Source organism: Burkholderia sp. Z1, assembly GCF_014893795.1.
Taxonomy (GTDB): Bacteria; Pseudomonadota; Gammaproteobacteria; order Burkholderiales; family Burkholderiaceae; genus Burkholderia; species Burkholderia theae.
In genome coordinates this window covers 1,898,402-1,917,674 of record NZ_JACFYL010000002.1, presented here as the reverse complement: position 1 = coordinate 1,917,674, position 19,273 = coordinate 1,898,402, and the positions used below count along the sequence as shown (strand labels likewise).

The window sequence follows — 19,273 nt, the reverse complement described above, 5'->3', positions numbered from 1 at the left end:
CTGCCACTCGCATAACTCCCCGTTATGAATAACCGTATCGCCGACGGCCGCGTCAAGTTCCGGCACCTGCAGTGCTTTCTCGCGGTCGCGCAGTTGGGTGGCGTGCAGAAGGCGGCGGAAAGCCTGTCGATCACGCAGCCAGCCGTCTCGAAGACGATCGCCGAACTGGAGGCGATCCTCGGCGTGAAGCTGTTCGAGCGCGGCCGGCACGGCGCGCAGCCGACCCGCGAAGCGCAATTGTTCATGCCGCACGCGAACGCGTGCGTGCTGGCGCTGCGGCAGGGCGTCGGGCTGCTCGCGCGCGAGGGCGGGGCCGCCACCGCGACACTGGAAATCGGCATGCTGCCGACCGTCGCGGCATCGCTCGCGCCGGCGCTGATGAAGGCGCTGGCGGAGCGCTGGCCGCGCATCGTCGTGCGGATCGCGACGGCCGCGAACGCCGATCTGCTCGAGCGGCTGAAGGCCGGCGCGATCGAATGCGCGATCGGGCGGCTGTCGGAGCCGGAGCGGATGATCGGGCTCGCGTTCGAGCAGTTGTACAACGAACCGCTCGTCGCGGTCGTGCGCGCCGGGCATCCGCTGCTGTCGAGCGTGGCGCCGGCCGCCGAGCTCGCGCGTTATCCGGTCGTGCTGCCGCCGTTCGGCACGCTGATCCGCCAGTCGGCCGAGCAACTGCTCGGCGCATGCGGCGTGCCGCCGCTGGATTCGTTCATCGAGGTGCTGTCGGTATCGGTCGCGCGCGCGCTGGCGCTCGAGAACGACGCGGTGTGGTTCGTGCCGCTCTATGCGGCCGAATACGATCTGTCGGCCGGTGCGCTGGCGCGCCTGCCGCTGCCGTCCGCGGGCACCGACGAACCGGTCGGGCTCGTCCTGCGCACCGATGCGCAGCCGTCGCCGGTCGCGCGGACGCTGATCGATGCCGTGCGGGACATCGCGCGGTCGCGGTTCGGCGATGCGCGCCGGGACCGGACGCAGCGCACCGCGCGCAAGCCGGCTCGCCGCGATCGTTGACGCGCCGAGCCGGGCGGCAAGCCCGGCTCATTCCCTTTCCGTGTGGGCGGATCGGCCATCCGGCTAGTAGCCGGTCTCGTAGTGCTTGGCATATCGTATCGTTTTTGGTACGATTGGTGACAAGACGATGGCGAGACAGCAGATTCAGGTCACGCTCGGCGTGCGGTTCTTCCGCACGGCCCGCGGCAACGAGCCGGTGCGCGAATGGCTCAACGCGCTCGGGCAAGCGGAGCGAAGGTTGATCGGCGAAGAGATCAAGACCGTTCAACTCGGCTGGCCGCTCGGCATGCCGGTGGTCCGGAAGATGGTGAAGGGTCTGTGGGAGATCCGCGTGATGCTGCCGGGGCGGAGCGCGCGCGTGATGTTCACGGTCGTCGGCGACACGATGGTTCTGCTGCACGGCTTCTTCAAGCAGTCGCGGGCCACGCCGTCGGACGATCTCGACGTCACCGTTGCGCGGCTGAAAGCGCTGACGCACGCCATCTGAATTTCCCGGTTGGGCCGGAACGTACCGTCCTCGACGGTCGGGCAACCGGCAACGCCATGCACTGGAGTACGACATGACGAGCACGAACAATCCGCATATCGGCAGCGACTTCGATGCCTTCCTCGAGGAGGACGGCAATCTCGAAGCGGCCACCGCCACCGCGATCAAGCGCGTGATCGCGTGGCAGATCGGGCAGGAAATGAAGGCGCAGCACATCACGAAAACCGCGATGGCCGCGCGGATGAAAACCAGCCGCGCCGCGCTCAACCGGCTGCTCGACGAAACCGACACGAGCCTCACGCTGGCGACGCTCGCGAGCGCGGCCACCGCGCTCGGCAAACGGCTCAGCTTCGAGCTGGTGCCGGCCTGACGGCGTGACGAATCGGCGCGCGGTCGGTTTGCGGCGACCGTCCGCGCGATGTGCGCGGTGAATTGGCGGCTGATTCGGCCTGCGATTCTGTTTGCGATTCACCGGCGCGTTGCCGCGCATGAGCTGGCATCAGCCCATGCGCATACGCCGGGTCACCTGCGCCGTGTCATTTACGCGATCCGCTCACCTGCAGATACAGCAGCGCACCGCCCGCGAGCAGCAGCGGGCACAGCAAATACCATCCGGTCGTCAGGAACAGCCCGGCGACCGCGACCAGCGAAATCCATGCGCAGCGGTAAGCGATGCCGCCGCGCGGCAGCAATTTCAGCGCGGCAGCCGCGCCGAGCCCATACACCATCACGAAGCATCCGGACGTGACGAGCACGAGCGGTTTCGGTCCGACGTCCGAGATGATCGTCGCGGCCAGCGCGACGGCCGCGAGCACGGCGATCACGCCGAGGCTGCGGCGCGGGACGCCGCCGACCTGGCTGCCTTGCGCGAGCCATGCAGGCAACGCGCCGTCGCGTCCAAGCGCGGCGCCAAGCTTGGCGGCGCCCGCGAAATACGCGTTCATCGTGCCGAGCGTGAGCAGCACCGCGGCCGTGGCGGCCAGCGCCTGCGCGTGACCGCCGATGCCGCCCGCGATCAGTTCGCCGAGCGGCGCGCCCGATGCGCCCGCGGACGGCCCGAGCACCATCACGCTCGCGGCGGCGACCGACAGATACAGGAATCCGACGACCACGACCGCGATGCCGGCCGAGCGCGGCATGTCGTGCGCGGGCCGGCGGAATTCGGCGGCGAGATGCGTGATCGCCTCCCAGCCCGCGAAGCTCCATACGAGCAGCGCGGCGGCCTGGCCGACCGCGAGCCAGCCGTGCGGCGCGAACGGATGCAGGTTCGCGGTGCGCGCATGGGGTGCGGACGCGAACACCGCGGCGACCAGCAGCGTGACGAGCAGCGCGGACAACACGAGTTGCATGCGGCCCGATACGGTGACGCCGAATGCATTCGCGGCCGATACGGTCGCGATCAGCGCGGCGGCCGTGACGATGATCGTCGTATGCCCGCCGCCCGTGACGGCCGCGACGTACGCGCCGCCGAACATCGCGGCAGCCGGCGCGCCGGCCGGCACCGCGAAGTAGAAGCACCAGCCGACGATCGCCGCGGCTTTCGGTCCGAATGCGCGCCGCGCGTAGGTCGATACGCCGCCTGCGTCGGGATAGCGCGCACCGAGTGCGGCGAAGGTGGCCGCGAGCGGCCCGGACAGCACGACGAGTGCGGCCCACGCGAGCAGCGACGCGGGGCCCGCGACCTCGGCGGCGAGCGCGGGCAATGCGATCACGCCGGTGCCGAGCACCGCGCCGATATACAGCGCGGCGCCCTGGAAAATCGTCAGCGAGCCGGCGTGATGGGCGGTGGGCGAATCGGCGTGTGAAGGCATCGGCGGCAGTCTCCGGAGGTGTTGTTGTGTTCGGGCGCGGGAGCCCGCGCGGTCAATCGTTCGATGCTACCCGAACGATGACGGCAGCGCGGCCCGGCGATCAGTAGTCTGCGCGGCGCCGCGTGTCAGTCGGTGTCAGCAGTGGCGCGCGAGCCGCAGGCGCGCATCCTCGCGCGCGGCGGGCGACAGTTCGGGCGCGTAGTGGAAAGTACCCGATACGAGCGACGCGACGGGCACGCCGTCGCGGAACAGCACGCGATTGCCGGCCAGCGCCGGCACCTTGTCGCCGGGCAGCAGCGTGCCGGCGAGATTCAGCGGGTCGACGCCCGTCACGCAGACGTACTGTCCGTCGCCCGGTTGCCGCCGCAGTTCGCGCAGGATCGGGATCGCCTCGGGCAGCGCGAACTGCTCGCCCGCGAGCCCGGCGACGAAGCGCCCGCCGCGAATCTCGCCGCGCGCTTCGAGGCGCTGTAGCATGCGCACGAGTTCGCGCCAGCTCGGCAGCCAGTCGGCCTCGCGTTCGAGCAGCCGCCAGAACACGACGCCGTAGCGGCGCAGCAGCGTCCACGCGATGTGTTCGAGCGCGTCGGGGTCGGTCGCGGCCGGGCCGCGTTTCGGCGCCGGTGCATCGTCCGGCGGCGTGTGGCGCTGCACGAGCGCCCAGCGGCCGGCGTCGTCCATCCCGCCGATCAGCGCGCCGCCGCGCCGTGTGCGCGGCGCATAGGTCGCGCTGCGCTTGACGGCCGGCTTCAGCAGCGCGCGCAGGCCCGCGTAGCTGTCCGCATTCACGAGGCCGGCCGACACGAGTTCGCCGAGCGCCTGTTCGAGTTCGACGGGCAGTATGTGCAGGTCGTCGAGCAGCGCATCGAAGAACATCGCGCCGTGCGCGGCGAGTGCGTCGCGCACCTGCGAGGCTCGCGCGGACAGTGCCGGTTGCGCGTCCGGGTCGCGCAGCGCGTGCCAGGCGGCGAGGTGGCGGCGCGGCAGCAGCACGATCGGTGTCGTCTTCACGGGCGTGCCGGCCGCGCGCGCCGGCGCGCCGATACGCGTCCACACGAGCTTGCCCGAGCGGCACAGCTCGTCGAGGCCGCCCGCCATGTAGTCGGTGAGCCGCGCGGGCAGCAGCGCGTCTTCCCACGCGCTCGCCGCGGCCTCGAAGCCTTCGAGCTGTTCGACCACGGCCGCGAGTGCATCGCGGCCCGTGCCGCGCGTGTCGGGCGTCAGGTGTTGCCAGTGGAACAGGAAGCGCATGAAATCGGCGCGTTCGACCGGTTCGATCTCGCGGCGCAGCCGCTTCACCGTGTAGCGATGAATGCGGGCGAGCAGGTGCCGTTCGCACCATTCGTCCGTGGTCGCGCCCGGCGTGAACCGGCCGCGCATCACATAACCTTCGCGCTCCAGCGCCGCGAGTGCCGTCGCGATCGACGCAGGCGGCAGGCCGAGCGGTGTTGCGATCGCGTCGAGCGCAAGCGGCCCGAAGCCGGTGAGCCGCGCGCGGATCACGTCCACGAGTGCGGCATCCGCTTCCCACGGCTGCGCGCAGGCGGCCGGCACCTTGAGCGCCGGCGCCGTGCGCGCGTCGGGATGCAGCGCGCGTACGCACACGAGCCGTTCGACCGCCACCCACAGCGCGGCGCCGCCTGGCGCGACGAGTTGCGTCGCGCGGCGGCGTTCGGCGAGTTCCGCGAGCCGGTCGGGCCAGCCATCGTGGGCTTGCGCTTCGCTGTCGGCGACGCACGCGAGCGTGAGCAGCGCGTCGTGCATTTCGTCGGCGTCGCGCGCGAGCGGCCATGCCTCGTCGCGCACCGCGTCGATCGCGTCGGCGTCGAGCGCGCCGAGATCGTCGGCCGATTCGGGATCGCTCCAGCGGCGCGACTGCACGGCCTGCGTGCGGCGCTCCTCGAGCGGCGCATCGTCGAGGAACGCATAGGGTTTCGCATTCAGGATCTCGGCCGCGAGCGGCGACGGCGCGGGCAAGTCGCGCGCGACGAGTTCGATCGCGCCGCTTTCGATCCGGCGCAGCAGCGCGAGCCAGCCGTCGGTGTCCATCGCGTCGTGCAGGCAGTCGTCGAGCGTCTGGTCGACGAGCGGATGATGCGGAATCTCGCGCTCGCCGACGATGTTCTCGAGGCACGCAACCTGATCCGGGAACACGGTCGCGAGCAGATCCTCGCTCTTCATCCGCTGCAGTTGCGGCGCGGTGCGCTTGCCGCCCGTGAAGCGCGGCAGCGCGAGCGCGGTCGTCGCGTTCCAGCGCCAGCGCACGCCGAACATCGGCGCGTCGAGCAGCGCTTGCACCAGCACGTGCTCGGCGCTGGCCGAACGCAGGTAGCGCCACACTTCGTCGAGCGCGAAGCTGTGCGCGAGCGACAGCGACAGGATGATCGCGTCGTCGGTCGCGGCGGCCTGCAACTCGAAGTTGAAACTGCGGCAGAAGCGCTTGCGCAGTGCGAGCCCCCACGCACGGTTGATGCGGCTGCCGAACGGCGAATGAATGACCAACTGTGTGCCGCCCGATTCGTCGAAGAAACGCTCCATCACGAGCGTGTCCTGCGTCGGCAGCGCGCCGAGCGCGGCACGCGTACGGGCCAGGTAGTCGGCGATCTGGTGCGCGGCGTCGGGCGACAGGCGGAGATCGTCGACGAGCCAGCGCAACGCCGGTGCGAGGCGGCTTTCGGCGGTGCTTGCTGCGGCTCCCGCTTGGGCTGCTGCCTCGCTCGCCGCGTTACCACCCGCGCGCTTGCGTCCGCCGGTGTCGGCTTGCCGGTCGCCGTCGGCGAACAGCCCGTCGAGTCGCGCACGCAGCCGGCCGACCGCCGCCGACAGCTCGTCGCTGCGCCCCGGCGCCTCGCCGAGCCAGAACGGGATGTTAGGCGACTGGCCCTGCGCGTCCTCGACACGCACGCGGCCCGTTTCCACGCGAATGATCCGGTACGACTGGTTGCCCAACTGGAACACGTCGCCGGCCAGGCTCTCGATCGCGAAATCCTCGTTGACGGTGCCGACCTGGATGCCCTGCGGTTCGAGCAGCACAGCGTAGTCGGCCATGTCGGGGATCGTGCCGCCCGAGGTGGCCGCGGTCATCATCGCGTTGCGGCGCCCGCGCACCGTGCCGCCGACCACGTCGCGATGTAGGTACGCGCCGCGCACGCCGCGGCGGCTCGTGAAGCCTTCGGCGAGCATCTTCATCACTTCGTCGAAGCGCTCGCGCGTCAGGCGCGCGTACGGCGCCGCGCGCGTGAAGCTGGCGTACAGCGCGTCCTCCTGCCATTCCGCGCACGCGACTTCGGCGACGATCTGCTGCGCGAGCACGTCGAGCGGTGCTTCGGGAATTCGCAACGCGTCGAGTTCGCCGCGTTGCACGCAATCGAGCAGCGCCGCGCATTCGACGAGTTCGTCGCGCGACAGCGGGAACAGGCGGCCCTTCGGCACGCCGCCGACCTGGTGTCCCGAGCGGCCGACGCGCTGCAGGAACGGCGCGATCCCGCGCGGCGAGCCGACCTGGCAGACGAGATCGACGTCGCCGATGTCGATGCCGAGTTCGAGCGACGCGGTCGCGACGAGCAGCTTCAGTTCGCCGCGCTTCAGGCGCTGCTCGGCGTCGAAGCGGTGTTCCTTCGCGAGACTGCCGTGATGCGCGGCGATCGCTTCCTTGCCGAGCCGGTCGGCAAGATGGCGCGCCAGGCGCTCGGCGGTGCGTCGCGTGTTGACGAACACCAGCGTCGTGCGATGCGCGGCCGCGAGCCCGGCAATCCGGTCGTAGATCTGGTCCCACACTTCGGTCGCCATCACGGGTTCGAGCGGCACGTTCGGCAGTTCGAGCGCGAGGTCGCGCTCGCGCGTGTGGCCCGTGTCGACGATCGTGCAGTCGCGCGGCGCGTCGGCCGGGCCGCCGACCAGGAAGCGCGCCACGGCGTCGATCGGCTTTTGCGTCGCCGACAGCCCGATGCGCGGCAGCGCGCGGCCGGTCAGCGCATCGAGACGTTCGAGCGACAGCGAGAGATGGCTGCCGCGCTTGGATGACGCGAGCGCGTGGATTTCGTCGACGATCACCGAGCGCACGTTCGACAGCATCTGTCGCCCCGAAACGGACGACAGCAGCACGTACAGCGATTCGGGCGTCGTGACGAGAATGTGCGGCGCGCGCTTGCGCAGCGCGGCGCGTTCGGCCTGCGTCGTGTCGCCGGTGCGCACGGCGGTGCGGATCGCCGGCACCGGCAGGCCGAGTTGTGCGAGCGATTCGGCGATGCCGGCGAGCGGCGCGTCGAGGTTCACGTGTATGTCGTTCGACAGCGCCTTCAGCGGCGACACGTAGACGACGAGCGTCGCGTCGGGAAGCGTGCCGTCGTGCGACAGCGCATCGCGCACCAACTCGTCGATCGCGCACAGGAACGCGGTGAGCGTCTTGCCCGAGCCGGTCGGCGCGGCGACGAGCGTCGACCGGCCGGCCTTGATGTGCGGCCACGCGAGCGCCTGCGCGCCGGTCGGTGCGGCGAACGTGCGCCGGAACCACGCGGCGACGGCCGGGTGGAACACGTCGAGCGCACTGGCGGCAGGGCGGGTAGCGGTGACGTCCATCGAAGCGTTGAAATGGGGTGCGAGCGCGCGGACGAATCGCACGCGAATCGAATCGTCAGTGTGCCAGACGTCGCGCGTGCGTGCCGGGCATCGCGTGCCGTCCGGGCACGTGGGTCGACCCTTCAGATGAGGTCTTGCGCGCTGCTTTCAACGGACGTGATGGACATGCGCGGGCCGCCTTCGGTCCCGCGCCGAACCGCGACTACACGCGATGCAGCCAGCCGAGCCAGTGTTCGAGCAACGGCGCGCGTGTCCACAGCGACTGCGCGAGCCACAGCGTGCCGCCCCATGCGGCGGCCACCACGATCAGGTCGCAATGCCCGCTGTTCCACAGATTGAGCGAGTGACGCCGCCAGATCCACGGCACGCCGAGCGGGTTCGGCCAGTCGGCGAGCAGGTGCATCACGCCGCCGCACGCGAAGCCGAACAGCGGCGCGGCCCACAGCGGATGCGGATGATGGGTGAGCCCGTGCCACCCGAGCGCGAGCAGTGCGATCCAGCCGATGCCCCAGTGCGTGACGGTGCGGTGCGTGATCCACAGGCGGCGCTTGCGGCTCCACCATGCGACTTCGAGCCAGTCGGGCGCGGTGCCGCCCGCGATGCCGGCTACGAACGCGGCGAGCAGGCCCATGTGCCACGGGCCGGTCCCGCCGGTTTGTGCAACGAGAACGGCGGCGGCGACGCCGGCCGCGAAGCCGGACGCATGATGCGCATTGTGTGATGCCATAGGAAGCGAGACGAAGAAACGTGAAGCGGCGCGTGAACGAAAGAAAATGATGCGGCGCGAAAGCGGGGCGCTATCTTCTCAGATCGGCTCGCGCAGCGGGTGGTTCGCTCGCAGATTTTTTGCGTGTGCTGCATCGCACGCAGCGAGGTTTGCAACTTTCTGTTTTGTGCATTGCGCGATGACGCGCATCGCGTGCAATTTCGACCGATCCGCATGCGTGCTTCGGCACCGCAGTGTGATCGTGCGCACACAATCGACGTGCTTTCGTGGCGCGCCGCGTGTTCGACCCTTTTTGTCCCCCTATACTACGAAACCGACGTATGGCCGTCGGCGCGCCAGCGGCTATAAGCGGATCAGGTGTTTTTCCTGCCTGAACGAGATCCACATGGGGGACATGCAATGACTACGCTGAATCGCTTCAAATCATCCGCTGTCGTGCTCGCGACGGTGGCCGGCATCGGGTTCCTGCCGAACGCGCCTGCCTATGCGAAAGGGCCGCAGCCGGCGGTCCTGACGAGCTCCGCGGTCGCGGTGGCCGACAAGTACAGCGCGGATGCCGCGGAGCGGATCTTCAAGGAAGGCGGCAACGCGATCGACGCGGCCGTCGCCATCGCATTCACGCTCGCTGTCACGTATCCCGAAGCCGGCAACATCGGCGGCGGTGGCTTCATGACGATCTACAAGGACGGCAAGCCGTACTTCATCGACTACCGCGAGCGCGCGCCGCTCGCCGCGACCAAGGACATGTACCTCGACAAGGACGGCAACGTCGTCAAGGGCATGAGCCTGTACGGCCCGCGCGCGGTCGGCGTGCCGGGCACGGTCGCGGGCATGTGGGAAGCGCAGAAGCGCTTCGGCAAGCTGAAGTGGAAGCAGGTGCTCGCGCCGGCGATCCACTATGCGCGCGACGGCTTCGTCGTCGACGAACAACTGGCGCAGCGCGGCGTCGACGCGTCGAAGGAGTTCGGCGGCAAGACCAACTTCGACAAGCACTTCTCCGGGCTGAAGGCCGGCGTGAACTTCAAGCAGCCCGATCTCGCCGACGTACTGACGCGGATTTCGAACGACGGCGCGGAAGGGTTCTACAAGGGCAAGACGGCCGAGCTGATCGCGGCTTCGATGAAGACCGGCGACGGCAACGGGCTGATCACCACCGAGGATCTCGCGCAATACCGCGCGGTATGGCGCCAGCCGGTGCAGGCGAAGTGGAACGGTTATGACGTGATCACCGCGCCGCCCCCGAGCTCGGGCGGCATCGGCCTCGTGCAATTGCTGAAGATGAAGGCCGACCTCAAGCAGGACTTCGAGGGCGTGAAGCTCAACTCGCCGCAATACATCCACCTCGTCGCCGAAATCGAGAAGCGCGTGTTCGCCGATCGTGCGCAGTACCTCGGCGATCCCGACTTCTACAAGGTGCCGATCGCGCAGCTGACCGACGACGCGTATATCGCGAAGCGCGCGGGCGAGGTCAACCCGAAGGAGCCGTCGGACACGAAGAGCGTGCAGCCGGGCCTCGGCACGACGATGCCGGAGAAGGCCGAAACGACGCACTTCTCGGTCGTCGACAAGTGGGGCAACGCGGTGTCGAACACGTACACGATCAACGGCTATTTCGGTTCGGGCGTGATCGCCGACGGCACGGGCATCGTGCTGAACGACGAGATGGACGACTTCTCCGCGAAGCCGGGTGTCGCGAACATGTTCGGCGTGGTCGGCAGCGACGCGAACGCGATCGAGCCGAAGAAGCGGCCGCTGTCGTCGATGTCGCCGACGATCATGACGAAGGACGGCAAGGTGTCGCTCGTGATCGGCACGCCGGGCGGCTCGCGTATCTTCACGTCGATCTTCCAGGTGATCAACAACATCTACGACTTCAAGATGCCGTTGAAGGACGCGGTCGGCGCGATGCGTTTCCATCACCAGCTGCTGCCGCCGAACACGATCTTCTGGGAGCCGTACCATCCGATCGAAGGCGAACTCGCGAAGCAGATCGAGGCGCGCGGTTATACGCTGAAGGGGCAGGATTTCAGCGGCGACATCCAGGTCATCAAGATCGACGGCAAGACGCCGGAGGCGATGGCCGATCCGCGCGGGCGTGGCGTGACGCGGATCATTCACTGACGCGCATCGACGCGTGCGCGTGCGCGTTCGCGATAGCGGCCGCGCACGCCGTTCCGCAGCCGGGTGGACTTGGACTGGCCCGGCCGCGGAACGCGCTCAACCGGTCGTCCGGATGAATCCGGCGATCCGCGCCGCAATGGCTTCGGGCGCATCCTCGAAGCAGTAGTGTCCGACGCCTGCCAGCCGCTCGACCGGCGCGGACGGAAACAGCGCGGTGAAGAGCGGCAGGAAGTGTTCGGCGCCGAGCGTTCGATCGGCGTCTCCCCAGAGCGCGAGCGCGGGTTTGGCGCGTATCGCGCGCAGCGCCGCCGCATCGGGTACCTCGAACCGGTGCGCGCCGTCGGCAAACCCCCGTGCCCATCCGATCGCGCCGAGACAGTCGGCCGGTTGCGCGAACGGCGCACCGTACGCGTCGATCCAGGTATCGCTGATCGTCCGCGACGCATTCGACGGGCTGCGCCGGTTCGGCGAATTCCAGAAGAACCTCGGCCTCGCGAAGAACATCCTGGCGGCGCGTCTGCGCAACCTGGTCGCGCACGGGATCATGGACATCGTGCCGGCCGCGGATGGCGGCGCGCATCACGAATACGTGCTGACCGAGAAGGGGCGCGGCCTGTTTCCGCTGCTCGTCGCGCTGCGGCAGTGGGGCGAGGATTTCTTCTTCGAGCCGGACGAGGCGCACGTGCTGCTCGTCGACCGGAAGAGTGGGTTACCCGTCAGGAAACTGGAGCTGCGTTCGCAGGACGGGCGCGTGCTCGGGCCGGAAGATACGGTCGTGCTGCCGCCGCCGGACTGACGCGCGGCGAACAAAGGGTGTGCGTCACCGCTTCAGCAGCCCATGCGCGTGCACGATCTGCTCGGCGAGCTGGTTGATCGAAATGCGCCGCTCCATCGCCTGCGAGCGGATTTGCTGGTACGCCTCTTCCTCGCTGATCGCGTTGTGCTGCATCAACAGCGACTTCGCTTCCTGCAGCGTGCGCGCGGACATCACGCGCTGTTCGAGCTGCGCGATGCGACGCCGGTATTCTTCGTGCCGGCGGCTCTGGTGGCACGCGAGCGCCATCGCGCTCAACAGGCCGAACGAGCGCACGGGTGTCGTGACCGCGCTCTGCGCGTCGATGCGCAGCATCAGTTCGAGAATGGTCGGGCTTTCGTAGGTCGTGACGGCGATGACCGGCGGCCGTGCGTCGTCTTCCAGCCACGGGATCGACAGGTGCAGCAGGTCGGGCCGCACCGCGAGAATCACGAGATCGACGCTTTCCGGCAGCGTCGCGGGCGGCGGCCAGCGCTGCTCGCTCGGGCAGCCGATACGCGACAGCTGCTCGACGATCAGCAGGCCGTTGTCGTCATCCGGGTAGTAGACCATCACGCGGAGCGAACGCAGTTCGGCGAGCAGGCGAGGCGTCGAGCGGATCGGGGTGCGGGCGCGCATCGTCGGTTACGCCTTCTGTTCGTCGGGCGTGTGCACGCGATCGCCGAGCGAGTGCGTGACGAGGTACGGATCGGGATGCACGCGCCGCGTCGCTTCGCGCACGATCGTGAAATTGCCGTCGGCCGTCGCGCAGCCGATGCGTGGATAGAGGCAGGTGTGCTGCGTGAGCCGGTCGATTTTCACGCGCCCCTGCGGCGCGTCGAACTCCGCATCCGCAAGATGTTCGACGAGCCGGTCGCGCTGGTCGGTGCCGGCCCGCGCGAGCGCATTGGCGAACAGGTGGACCTGGAAATACGCGGCCTCCCACGGCGCGGACGCGCTCGCATCGTCGCCGAAGCGCGCCTTGAGCTGCGCGATGCAGCGACGGTTCACGTCCGAATCGATGGTCTGGAAATAGGGCGACGACGTGTAGTGGCCGGCCGCGGCCGCGCCCATCTGGCCGAGCTCGATCTCGGACGTCGTCAGGCTCGCGATCGGCATCTTGCGCGCATCGAGGCCGGCTTGCGCGTAGGCGCGGTAGAACGCGGCCGTGCTGTCGCCGACGAGCGTGCTGAACACGAAGTCGGGTGCCTTTGCGCGGATGTCCGCGACGACCGCCGCGAAATCCTGCTCGGACGCGACGAGCGGCATGTACACCTCGCCGAGGATCTGGCCTTCCGGATGCTGCGTGACGAGGTCGATCATGATGCGGTTCGACTCGTACGGGTAGATGTAGTCGGACCCGACCAGATACACGCGCGCGCCGAACTGTGCGGTCATGAACGCGGCGAGCTGCACGCTGTTCTGGTTCGGCGCGGCGCCCGTGTAGATCACGTTCGGCGAAAACTCGAAGCCTTCGTAGAGGGTCGGGTAGAACAGCAGCTTGTCCCACTTCTCGACGATCGGAATCAGCGCCTTGCGGCTGCTCGACATATACGCGCCGAACAGCACGTTCACGCGTTCGGTGGCGATCAGCTCTTCGGCGAGCCGCGCATAGACGGCAGGGTCCGAACACGCGTCGCGCACGACGGGCACGATCTCGCAGCCGTTCGCGCCTCCCGCTTCGTTGATCTCGGCGATCGCCTGCAGCGTGCCGCGCAACTGGCTCTGGCCCAGGTGCGACGTGCATCCGCTCTGCGAGAACAATACGCCAACCTTCACACTGTTCATTCGTGTCTGTCCTGAGTCTGCCCTGTTTGTTCCGGGTAAGGGCGTTACGCGGTCAGCCGCCCGGCCGCGTGCGCGACGACGGCCGGCAACGCGTCGCCGTTCGCCGCGTGAACGCAGCCTGGGCCGACGCCAAGTATTGTAGACAACCCGGGCGGCGTGCCGAACGACAGGCCGGCGATCGCGACGCCGCGCTGCCGGCCCTGGCGTGCGGCGTGGCGCGCATCCTCGACGAGGTAGCGCGGGTCGAACACGTCGATGTCGGCGGCTTCACCGTCGCCGATCATCAGCACGGCGGGCCGCGCGCAGGCGGCTTCGCGGCGCAGCAACGCCAGCGCATGGCGCAGTGCCGCGCCCGTGCGCGTGCTCATCCCGGCGTCGGCCGCGAGCAGCGCCGAGCGGCGGCCGGCGTCGAATGCGTCGCCGAAATCCTTGAAGCGCGCGTAGTACACGTGGTGCCGGCCATCTGATGTATAGCCGTGCACGGCCCAGCGCCGCCGTTGCCGGTCGAACAGGTCGCCGAGCACGAACGCGGCGCGCTTCTCGAGCGCGGCGACGTGCGCGGCCGTCGACGCGGACAAATCGAGCAGGATCAGCACGGGCCCGCGCGCATCGTGCGGCACGCGGCGCCGGAACACGCGCGGATCGGGCGCATGCCCGGCGCGCCGCGCGATGCGTGCGGCGATCGCCGCATCGACATCGAGCGCATCGCCGTCAAGCTGGCGGCCGACGCGCCGCATCGGTTCTGTCGCGCGCACGGACGGCATCCGCTTCGCCGCGCGGCGGTCGGCTTCGATCAGCGCGGCAAGCGAACGTGGCGGCGCGGACGTGGCTGGCGCACGTTCGACGATCGTGGTCCAGTCGCGGCGTTCGCGCTGCGTGTGGCAATTCCATTCGGGATAGCGCGGCGTATCCGGCGCCGGTGGCGGTGGGTCGTCGGGTTCGTCGCTGTGGCCACCAGTCGCGGCCGACATCTCGACGCCTGCGTTGCCCGCGCGGTCGGCCGCGTCGGCCGGTTGCGCCCACAGCCACGCGTTGTCGTCGCGATAGCGCAGCCATGCGCCGTCGTCGGGTTCGAAACGCACGCGCATCTGCCCGAGATCGTTCGCGAGCCGCGATGCGATCGTGCGAAACGCGCGATAGTCGCCGAGCCTGTCGCGCTGCGCGGCGAACAGTTGCGCGCCCTTGTCGACCCACGGGTTGCCGTCGCGATACGACGGATCGAACAGCGCCTTCGCGAGCCGCGCGCACAGGCGGCCGAACGTTAGGCCTTCACGGTCGATCGGCGCGAACGCGGGGGCCCAGAACGTCGCGAGCCCCGGCCATTCGCGTGTTAGCAACGCCTCGACGCGCGCATCCTCGATCAACCCGGCGACGGCGATGCCGAGCGGCGTCAGCGTGTCGACCGGCTCGCCGGACGGCGAATGCAGCCAGTGCGCAAGCGCATGCGCGGCCGCCGCGATGCGTGCATCGGGCGGCAACGCGAGCGGTACGCGCAACGCGGCGTGGCCGAGCGTCGCGCGCAGCGCCGCATCGTCGAGCCGCACGTCGGTTTCATGCGCGGTCATCCCGTGCAGGAAGCGGGCAAGCTTCAGCGCGCTCATGTCGCGAAGTGCGCGGCGGCCATCGTCTGCAACGCGGCGCGCGTGTCGGCGTCGTCGGTTGCGGCGTCGCTGATCGCGATCCGGCACGCATCGAGCGGCGCGAGCCCCGCGACGATCAGCCGGGCCGCGTGCACGAGCAGGCGCGTCGATGCGCCTTCGTCGAGCCCGTTGCCGGCCAGCGCGCGCGTGCGGTGGGCGAGATCGACGAGGCGGTGCGCGGTTTCCCGGTCGGCGCCGCTTTCGCGCACGACGACGTCGGCCTCGTGCGCGGCATCGGGATAACCGAAGTCGATCGCGACGAAACGTTGCCGCGTCGACGGCTTCAGCCGCCGGTGCTCGCCGTGATAACCGGGGTTGTACGAGATCACCAGATGGAAATCCGGATGCGCATGCACGACCTCGCCGAGCCGGTCGAGCGGCAGTACGCGCCGCGAGTCGGTCAGCGGGTGGATCACGACCGTCGCGTCGGGGCGCGCCTCGACGATCTCGTCGAGATAGCAGATCGCGCCATGCCGCGCCGCGAGCGTGAGCGGCCCGTCGGCCCAGTAGGTGCCGTCGGCATCGAGCAGGTGCCGGCCCGTCAGGTCGGCCGCCGACGTGTCGTCGTTGCATGCGACCTGGATCAGCGGCAGGCCCATGCGCCACGCCATGTATTCGACGAAACGCGTCTTGCCGCAGCCGGTCGGCCCTTTCAGCAGGACCGGCAGGTGATGGCGGCAGGCCGTCTCGAACCAGTCGGCCTCGGCGCCGGTCGGCTGGTAGAACGGCGCGTCGGCGATGCGGTGTCCGGCGAGCGGATCGGCGGCAAGCGGCGTATCGCGTGCGCTCATTACCACCTCCCCGTCATCATCAGCATGCCGGGCAGCCAGCAGGTGCCGATGCCGATCGCGATCGTGTAGCCGGGCAGGAAGCGCACGGTCCGCTTCAGCCCGAGCGCGACGAAGAACAGGAACCACAGGCTCGACCACAGCAGCCACATCGCACCGAAGCGCACGTCGTGCGACGTGCCCGCATAGACGAGCGCGCTGATCGCGACGAACAGGCAGTACCAGCCGAGGCCCGCGCCTTGCAGGCCGCGCCACTGGACGGCGGCGAGATACAGGTACGTGAACGCGAACAGCAGGCCGCCCGCGCTCGAGAAATACTGCGGCGGCGCCGAGGCCTGCACGAGGCCGGTGAGATTGATCAGCAACGCGAGCAAGCCGACGAGCAGGTTCAGGCCGGCCGCGTCGCGCGGTTCGATGCGGCCGGTGAGCGCGACGCCGTTGACGACCAGCACCGCGCCGATGAAGAAGAGAGCGACACCGAGCATGATGAGGGCTCCAGAGTGAGACGGAGCCGTTCGCGCACGCGGCGCGAACGGCCGGGTGGGGCGCGTGCTCAGCGGTGCGCGGGCGCTTCGGACGGAATGCCCTCGATCGGGCATTCGGGCGTGCCGGGCGTCGCGCGGGTGAGGCGTTCGACGGCCTGGCGCGTGCCGTCCGGGTCGTTCACCCAGTTCGCGTAGAACTCGAACGGGCATTGCGCGACGCCGTTCGGCGATTCGCCGGAACCGATCTTGCCGGTGTAGCCGCGATGCAGCAGCTTGTACAGGTGGTTCTGCGACTGCATGTTGCGGCGCGCGTCGCGGATCAGGCTCACCGACAGCTCCGCGTACTGCACACCGTTCTCCTCCTCGCCGCATTCGCCGAGCGTGCGGCCGTCGAAGCCGACGATCGCCGAGTGGCCGAAATACGAGTACACGCCGTCGAACCCGGATGCGTTCGCAACCGCGACGTAGCAGTTGTTCATGAACGCCATCGCCTTCGACACGAGCACCTGCTGGTCCTTCGCCGGGTACATGTAGCCCTGGCAGCGCACGACGAGCTCGGCGCCGCGCATCGCGCAGTCGCGCCAGATCTCCGGGTAGTTGCCGTCGTCGCAGATGATCAGGCTGATCTTGAGCCCCTTCGGCCCGTCGGCGACATACGTGCAATCGCCCGGATACCAGCCTTCGACCGGCACCCACGGCATGATCTTGCGGTACTTCTGCACGATTTCGCCCTGGTTGTTGATCAGCACGAGCGTGTTGTACGGCGCCTTGTTCGGGTGTTCCTCGTGGCGCTCGCCGGTCAGCGAGAACACGCCCCACACGTTCGCCTTGCGGCACGCGGCCGCGAAGATGTCGGTTTCCTCGCCGGGAATCGTCGAGGCCGTGTCATACATCTCCTTCGCGTCGTACATGATCCCGTGCGTCGAATATTCGGGAAACACGATGAGGTCCATGCCGGGCAGGCCGCGCTTGATGCCGATCACGCGTTCCGCGATTTCGCGTGCATTCGCGATCACATCGGCGCGCGTGTGCAGGCGCGGCATCTTGTACTGGACGACGGCGACGCCGACGGCGTCGTTGCTGCTGGAAATATCGCCATGACGCATGGTGTGCTCCTGGTTCGGGTGAAGACGTGCGTTTTCGAAGCGCAAAAAAAAGCCCTTGCCTCGACGAGCGAGGCAAGGGCTTCTTTGCCGGTCCGTTCATCCGACAACGCTGTCGGATAACGGGAATGCGGATAAGTGGCCGGATGTGCGGCCGGCGAAGCGCGGGCTATCGGGCTCGCGCTGCGCACGATCGTGGGACGTCTTTGTCCGCCGGATCGATGGGATGCACTCTATGCAAAGTTTTTTTCGGACGCAACATCGCGTATACCCCTGCACGTCGTGACCGCTACGCGAGCCGGTGGGGCACGTGCGGGTACACACGTTGTGCGTTGCATCGCACTCAGCTCCGGTCGTTCGCCGCGTTGCTTTCGAGGAAGCTGTCCACCGCGATCAGCGATTGCTCGTCGAGCGTGCCGAGCACGCTTTTCAGTTTCAGTTGCAGCTTCAGCGCATCGAGGTAGCTGTCGAACAGCTTCTGCCGGATGCCCGAGATGTCGCGCCGCAGGTTCAGTGTTTCGTACGTCGTGCTGTAGCCGACCTGATGCGCCTTCATCGACGAGTCATACGCGAGCCGTGCGGCCTGCAGCGACTGCTGCAGCGCGCGGATGCGCGTGCCGACCGATTCGAGCGCGGACAGCGCCTCGCGATGATCGGTGCCCAGTTGCTCCTCGACCTCGCGCAGCCGGTTGCGGTATTGCTCGGTCACGTGCTCGGCTTCCACCTGCCGGTAGTACACGCTGCCGCCGGAAAAAATCGGGATCGTCACCTGCACGCCGAACGCACTTTGATGGAAGTCCGAACGATCGGTGAGCCCGCGCAGGTTCGGATTGAGCCCGCGCGAATACGACGCGAACAGGTCGACGGTCGGCAGGTGCTCCGCGCCGACGCGCTTCGCGGCGAGCCGCGCGACCTGGACGTCGCGGTACGCCTGCTGGTACGCGGGGTTGTCCTGCGGCGCGTAGTCGCCGGACGGAATGCGCGGCGACGTCCCGCGCATCGCAAGCCGCGGCCAGCGCGAGAAATCGATCGTCGAACCGAGCAGCGTCTCGTAGCGCGCGCGGCGCGCGTCGACGTCGGTCTGCGCGAGCGCTTCGTCGGATTGAGCGAGGCTGCGGCGCGCCTCGATCTCGGCTGTGTCGCCGATCGTCTTCATCCCGAGCTGCGCCATGCGTCGCGTATCGCTTTCGAGCCGCGTGAGCGCGTTCACCTCGTCGTCGGCCGACTGCAGCTTCTCGCGCGCGCTCAGCAGGTCGAAGCACGCGTTCGCAACACGCAGGATCAGGTCCTGCTTCGCGACCTCGAGCTTCTGTTTCGACGATTCCTCGTACTCGGTCGCGCGCCGCATGTCGTACAGGTAGGGCACGTTGAACAGCGCCTGCGTGACCTGCGCGGCACCGTAGGCGGCGTTGTTCGAGCCGCTGACGTCGATGCCGAACAGGTTCGCGTGCGTGCCGTAGCGCCCCCATTCGAGCTGCGCGGTGGCCTGCGGCAGCATCTGCGCGCGCGCCTCCGGAAATTTCTGCCGGGCCGCGTCGTATTCGCTGCGCGCCTGCAGGTAGCGCGGATCGTGCACAGACGCGTACTGGTAAGCGGTGTCGAGACAAAACGCATGCGCGTGCGCAGGCATGCCGACTATCGTTACAGTGAACAGTGTTACGGTTGCAAGTAGGGGATTCCACCTAGTCGAAAATCTTGATAGGGAATTACCCTTATCTCGCTCCGCCGATCCGCGATTCGCACGCCTCGTTTCAAACATGGCCGTCTCCGTCTCCTGCCCGTGCCGCAACGCATTGCGGCGGGATTTAAACGTTTTGAAATTGAAATTCAAACAGCGTGAATGACTGCTATCCACCGCGCATCGGAAAACGCGCATGTAAGAGTGTGTCCTCCATTGAATTCCGATGCGCTCGCATGATAGCCTGATTTCGGCTCGTAATC

The 19,273-nt window shown here is 68.4% G+C and carries 14 protein-coding genes and 2 pseudogenes; 5 read left to right on the top strand and 11 right to left on the bottom strand.

Going from position 1 to position 19,273, the window contains the following annotated elements:
• The first annotated feature begins 24 nt into the window (after positions 1 to 24).
• From pcaQ to H3H55_RS25590, 3 genes are all read left to right on the top strand, one after another.
• Positions 25 to 1,011, top strand: coding sequence for a pca operon transcription factor PcaQ (gene pcaQ / locus H3H55_RS25600; RefSeq protein ID WP_193100732.1), 987 nt, complete (start codon positions 25 to 27; stop codon positions 1,009 to 1,011).
• A 127-nt stretch (positions 1,012 to 1,138) separates the two neighbouring features.
• Positions 1,139 to 1,498 (top strand): type II toxin-antitoxin system RelE/ParE family toxin, encoded by a 360-nt coding sequence (locus tag H3H55_RS25595; protein ID WP_193100731.1) that lies wholly within the window; start codon positions 1,139 to 1,141, stop codon positions 1,496 to 1,498.
• Positions 1,499 to 1,571: 73 nt separating this feature from the next.
• Entirely contained in the window at positions 1,572 to 1,868 is a 297-nt protein-coding gene (locus H3H55_RS25590; protein ID WP_129517182.1) for an XRE family transcriptional regulator, read from the top strand.
• Positions 1,869 to 2,034: 166 nt separating this feature from the next.
• Here the strand turns inward: H3H55_RS25590 and H3H55_RS25585 are convergent, their stop codons facing one another.
• The 3 genes from H3H55_RS25585 to H3H55_RS25575 all read right to left on the bottom strand — a co-directional run bounded on the left by H3H55_RS25585 (position 2,035) and on the right by H3H55_RS25575 (position 8,614).
• Positions 2,035 to 3,309: an APC family permease gene (locus H3H55_RS25585; protein ID WP_193100730.1), complete on the bottom strand. Its 1,275-nt coding sequence runs from the start codon at positions 3,307 to 3,309 to the stop codon at positions 2,035 to 2,037.
• Positions 3,310 to 3,444: 135 nt separating this feature from the next.
• A complete protein-coding gene (locus H3H55_RS25580; protein WP_193102144.1) occupies positions 3,445 to 7,887 on the bottom strand; it encodes a DEAD/DEAH box helicase in 4,443 nt (1,480 codons plus the stop codon).
• 202 nt (positions 7,888 to 8,089) lie between these two features.
• A complete protein-coding gene (locus tag H3H55_RS25575; RefSeq protein WP_129517190.1) occupies positions 8,090 to 8,614 on the bottom strand; it encodes a metal-dependent hydrolase in 525 nt (174 codons plus the stop codon).
• Positions 8,615 to 9,013: 399 nt separating this feature from the next.
• Here H3H55_RS25575 and ggt point away from each other — a divergent pair, with 399 nt between their 5' ends.
• Complete coding sequence (gene ggt, locus H3H55_RS25570; protein ID WP_193100729.1) at positions 9,014 to 10,735, top strand: gamma-glutamyltransferase; 1,722 nt, start codon at positions 9,014 to 9,016, stop codon at positions 10,733 to 10,735.
• 96 nt (positions 10,736 to 10,831) lie between these two features.
• Here the strand turns inward: ggt and H3H55_RS25565 are convergent.
• Positions 10,832 to 11,167: pseudogene (locus tag H3H55_RS25565) on the bottom strand (alpha/beta fold hydrolase); the annotation flags it as partial.
• Between H3H55_RS25565 and H3H55_RS25560 the strand changes: the two are divergent.
• Positions 11,163 to 11,531, top strand: a pseudogene (locus H3H55_RS25560) (winged helix-turn-helix transcriptional regulator); the annotation flags it as partial. The pseudogenes H3H55_RS25565 and H3H55_RS25560 sit on opposite strands and share 5 nt — an antisense overlap.
• A gap of 24 nt (positions 11,532 to 11,555) precedes the next feature.
• Here H3H55_RS25560 and H3H55_RS25555 read toward each other — a convergent pair.
• The 7 genes from H3H55_RS25555 to H3H55_RS25525 form a co-directional block, all read right to left on the bottom strand.
• Positions 11,556 to 12,167: an ANTAR domain-containing response regulator gene (locus H3H55_RS25555; protein ID WP_129517192.1), complete on the bottom strand. Its 612-nt coding sequence runs from the start codon at positions 12,165 to 12,167 to the stop codon at positions 11,556 to 11,558.
• A 6-nt stretch (positions 12,168 to 12,173) separates the two neighbouring features.
• Entirely contained in the window at positions 12,174 to 13,316 is a 1,143-nt protein-coding gene (locus tag H3H55_RS25550; RefSeq protein WP_193100728.1) for a transporter substrate-binding domain-containing protein, read from the bottom strand.
• Positions 13,317 to 13,360: 44 nt separating this feature from the next.
• Complete coding sequence (locus tag H3H55_RS25545) at positions 13,361 to 14,917, bottom strand: nitric oxide reductase activation protein (RefSeq protein WP_193100727.1); 1,557 nt, start codon at positions 14,915 to 14,917, stop codon at positions 13,361 to 13,363.
• The gene (locus H3H55_RS25540; RefSeq protein WP_193100726.1) at positions 14,914 to 15,747 is read right to left on the bottom strand and encodes a CbbQ/NirQ/NorQ/GpvN family protein; all 834 of its coding nucleotides are present in this window, start codon (positions 15,745 to 15,747) and stop codon (positions 14,914 to 14,916) included. The genes H3H55_RS25545 and H3H55_RS25540 overlap by 4 nt, the downstream gene beginning before the upstream one ends.
• Positions 15,747 to 16,229 (bottom strand): AmiS/UreI family transporter, encoded by a 483-nt coding sequence (locus tag H3H55_RS25535; RefSeq protein ID WP_193100725.1) that lies wholly within the window; start codon positions 16,227 to 16,229, stop codon positions 15,747 to 15,749. The genes H3H55_RS25540 and H3H55_RS25535 overlap by 1 nt, the downstream gene beginning before the upstream one ends.
• 68 nt (positions 16,230 to 16,297) lie before the next feature.
• The gene (locus H3H55_RS25530) at positions 16,298 to 17,335 is read right to left on the bottom strand and encodes an aliphatic amidase (protein ID WP_193100724.1); all 1,038 of its coding nucleotides are present in this window, start codon (positions 17,333 to 17,335) and stop codon (positions 16,298 to 16,300) included.
• 340 nt (positions 17,336 to 17,675) lie between these two features.
• Positions 17,676 to 19,091, bottom strand: coding sequence for a TolC family protein (locus H3H55_RS25525; RefSeq protein ID WP_413463972.1), 1,416 nt, complete (start codon positions 19,089 to 19,091; stop codon positions 17,676 to 17,678).
• Between the last annotated feature and the right edge of the window lie 182 nt (positions 19,092 to 19,273).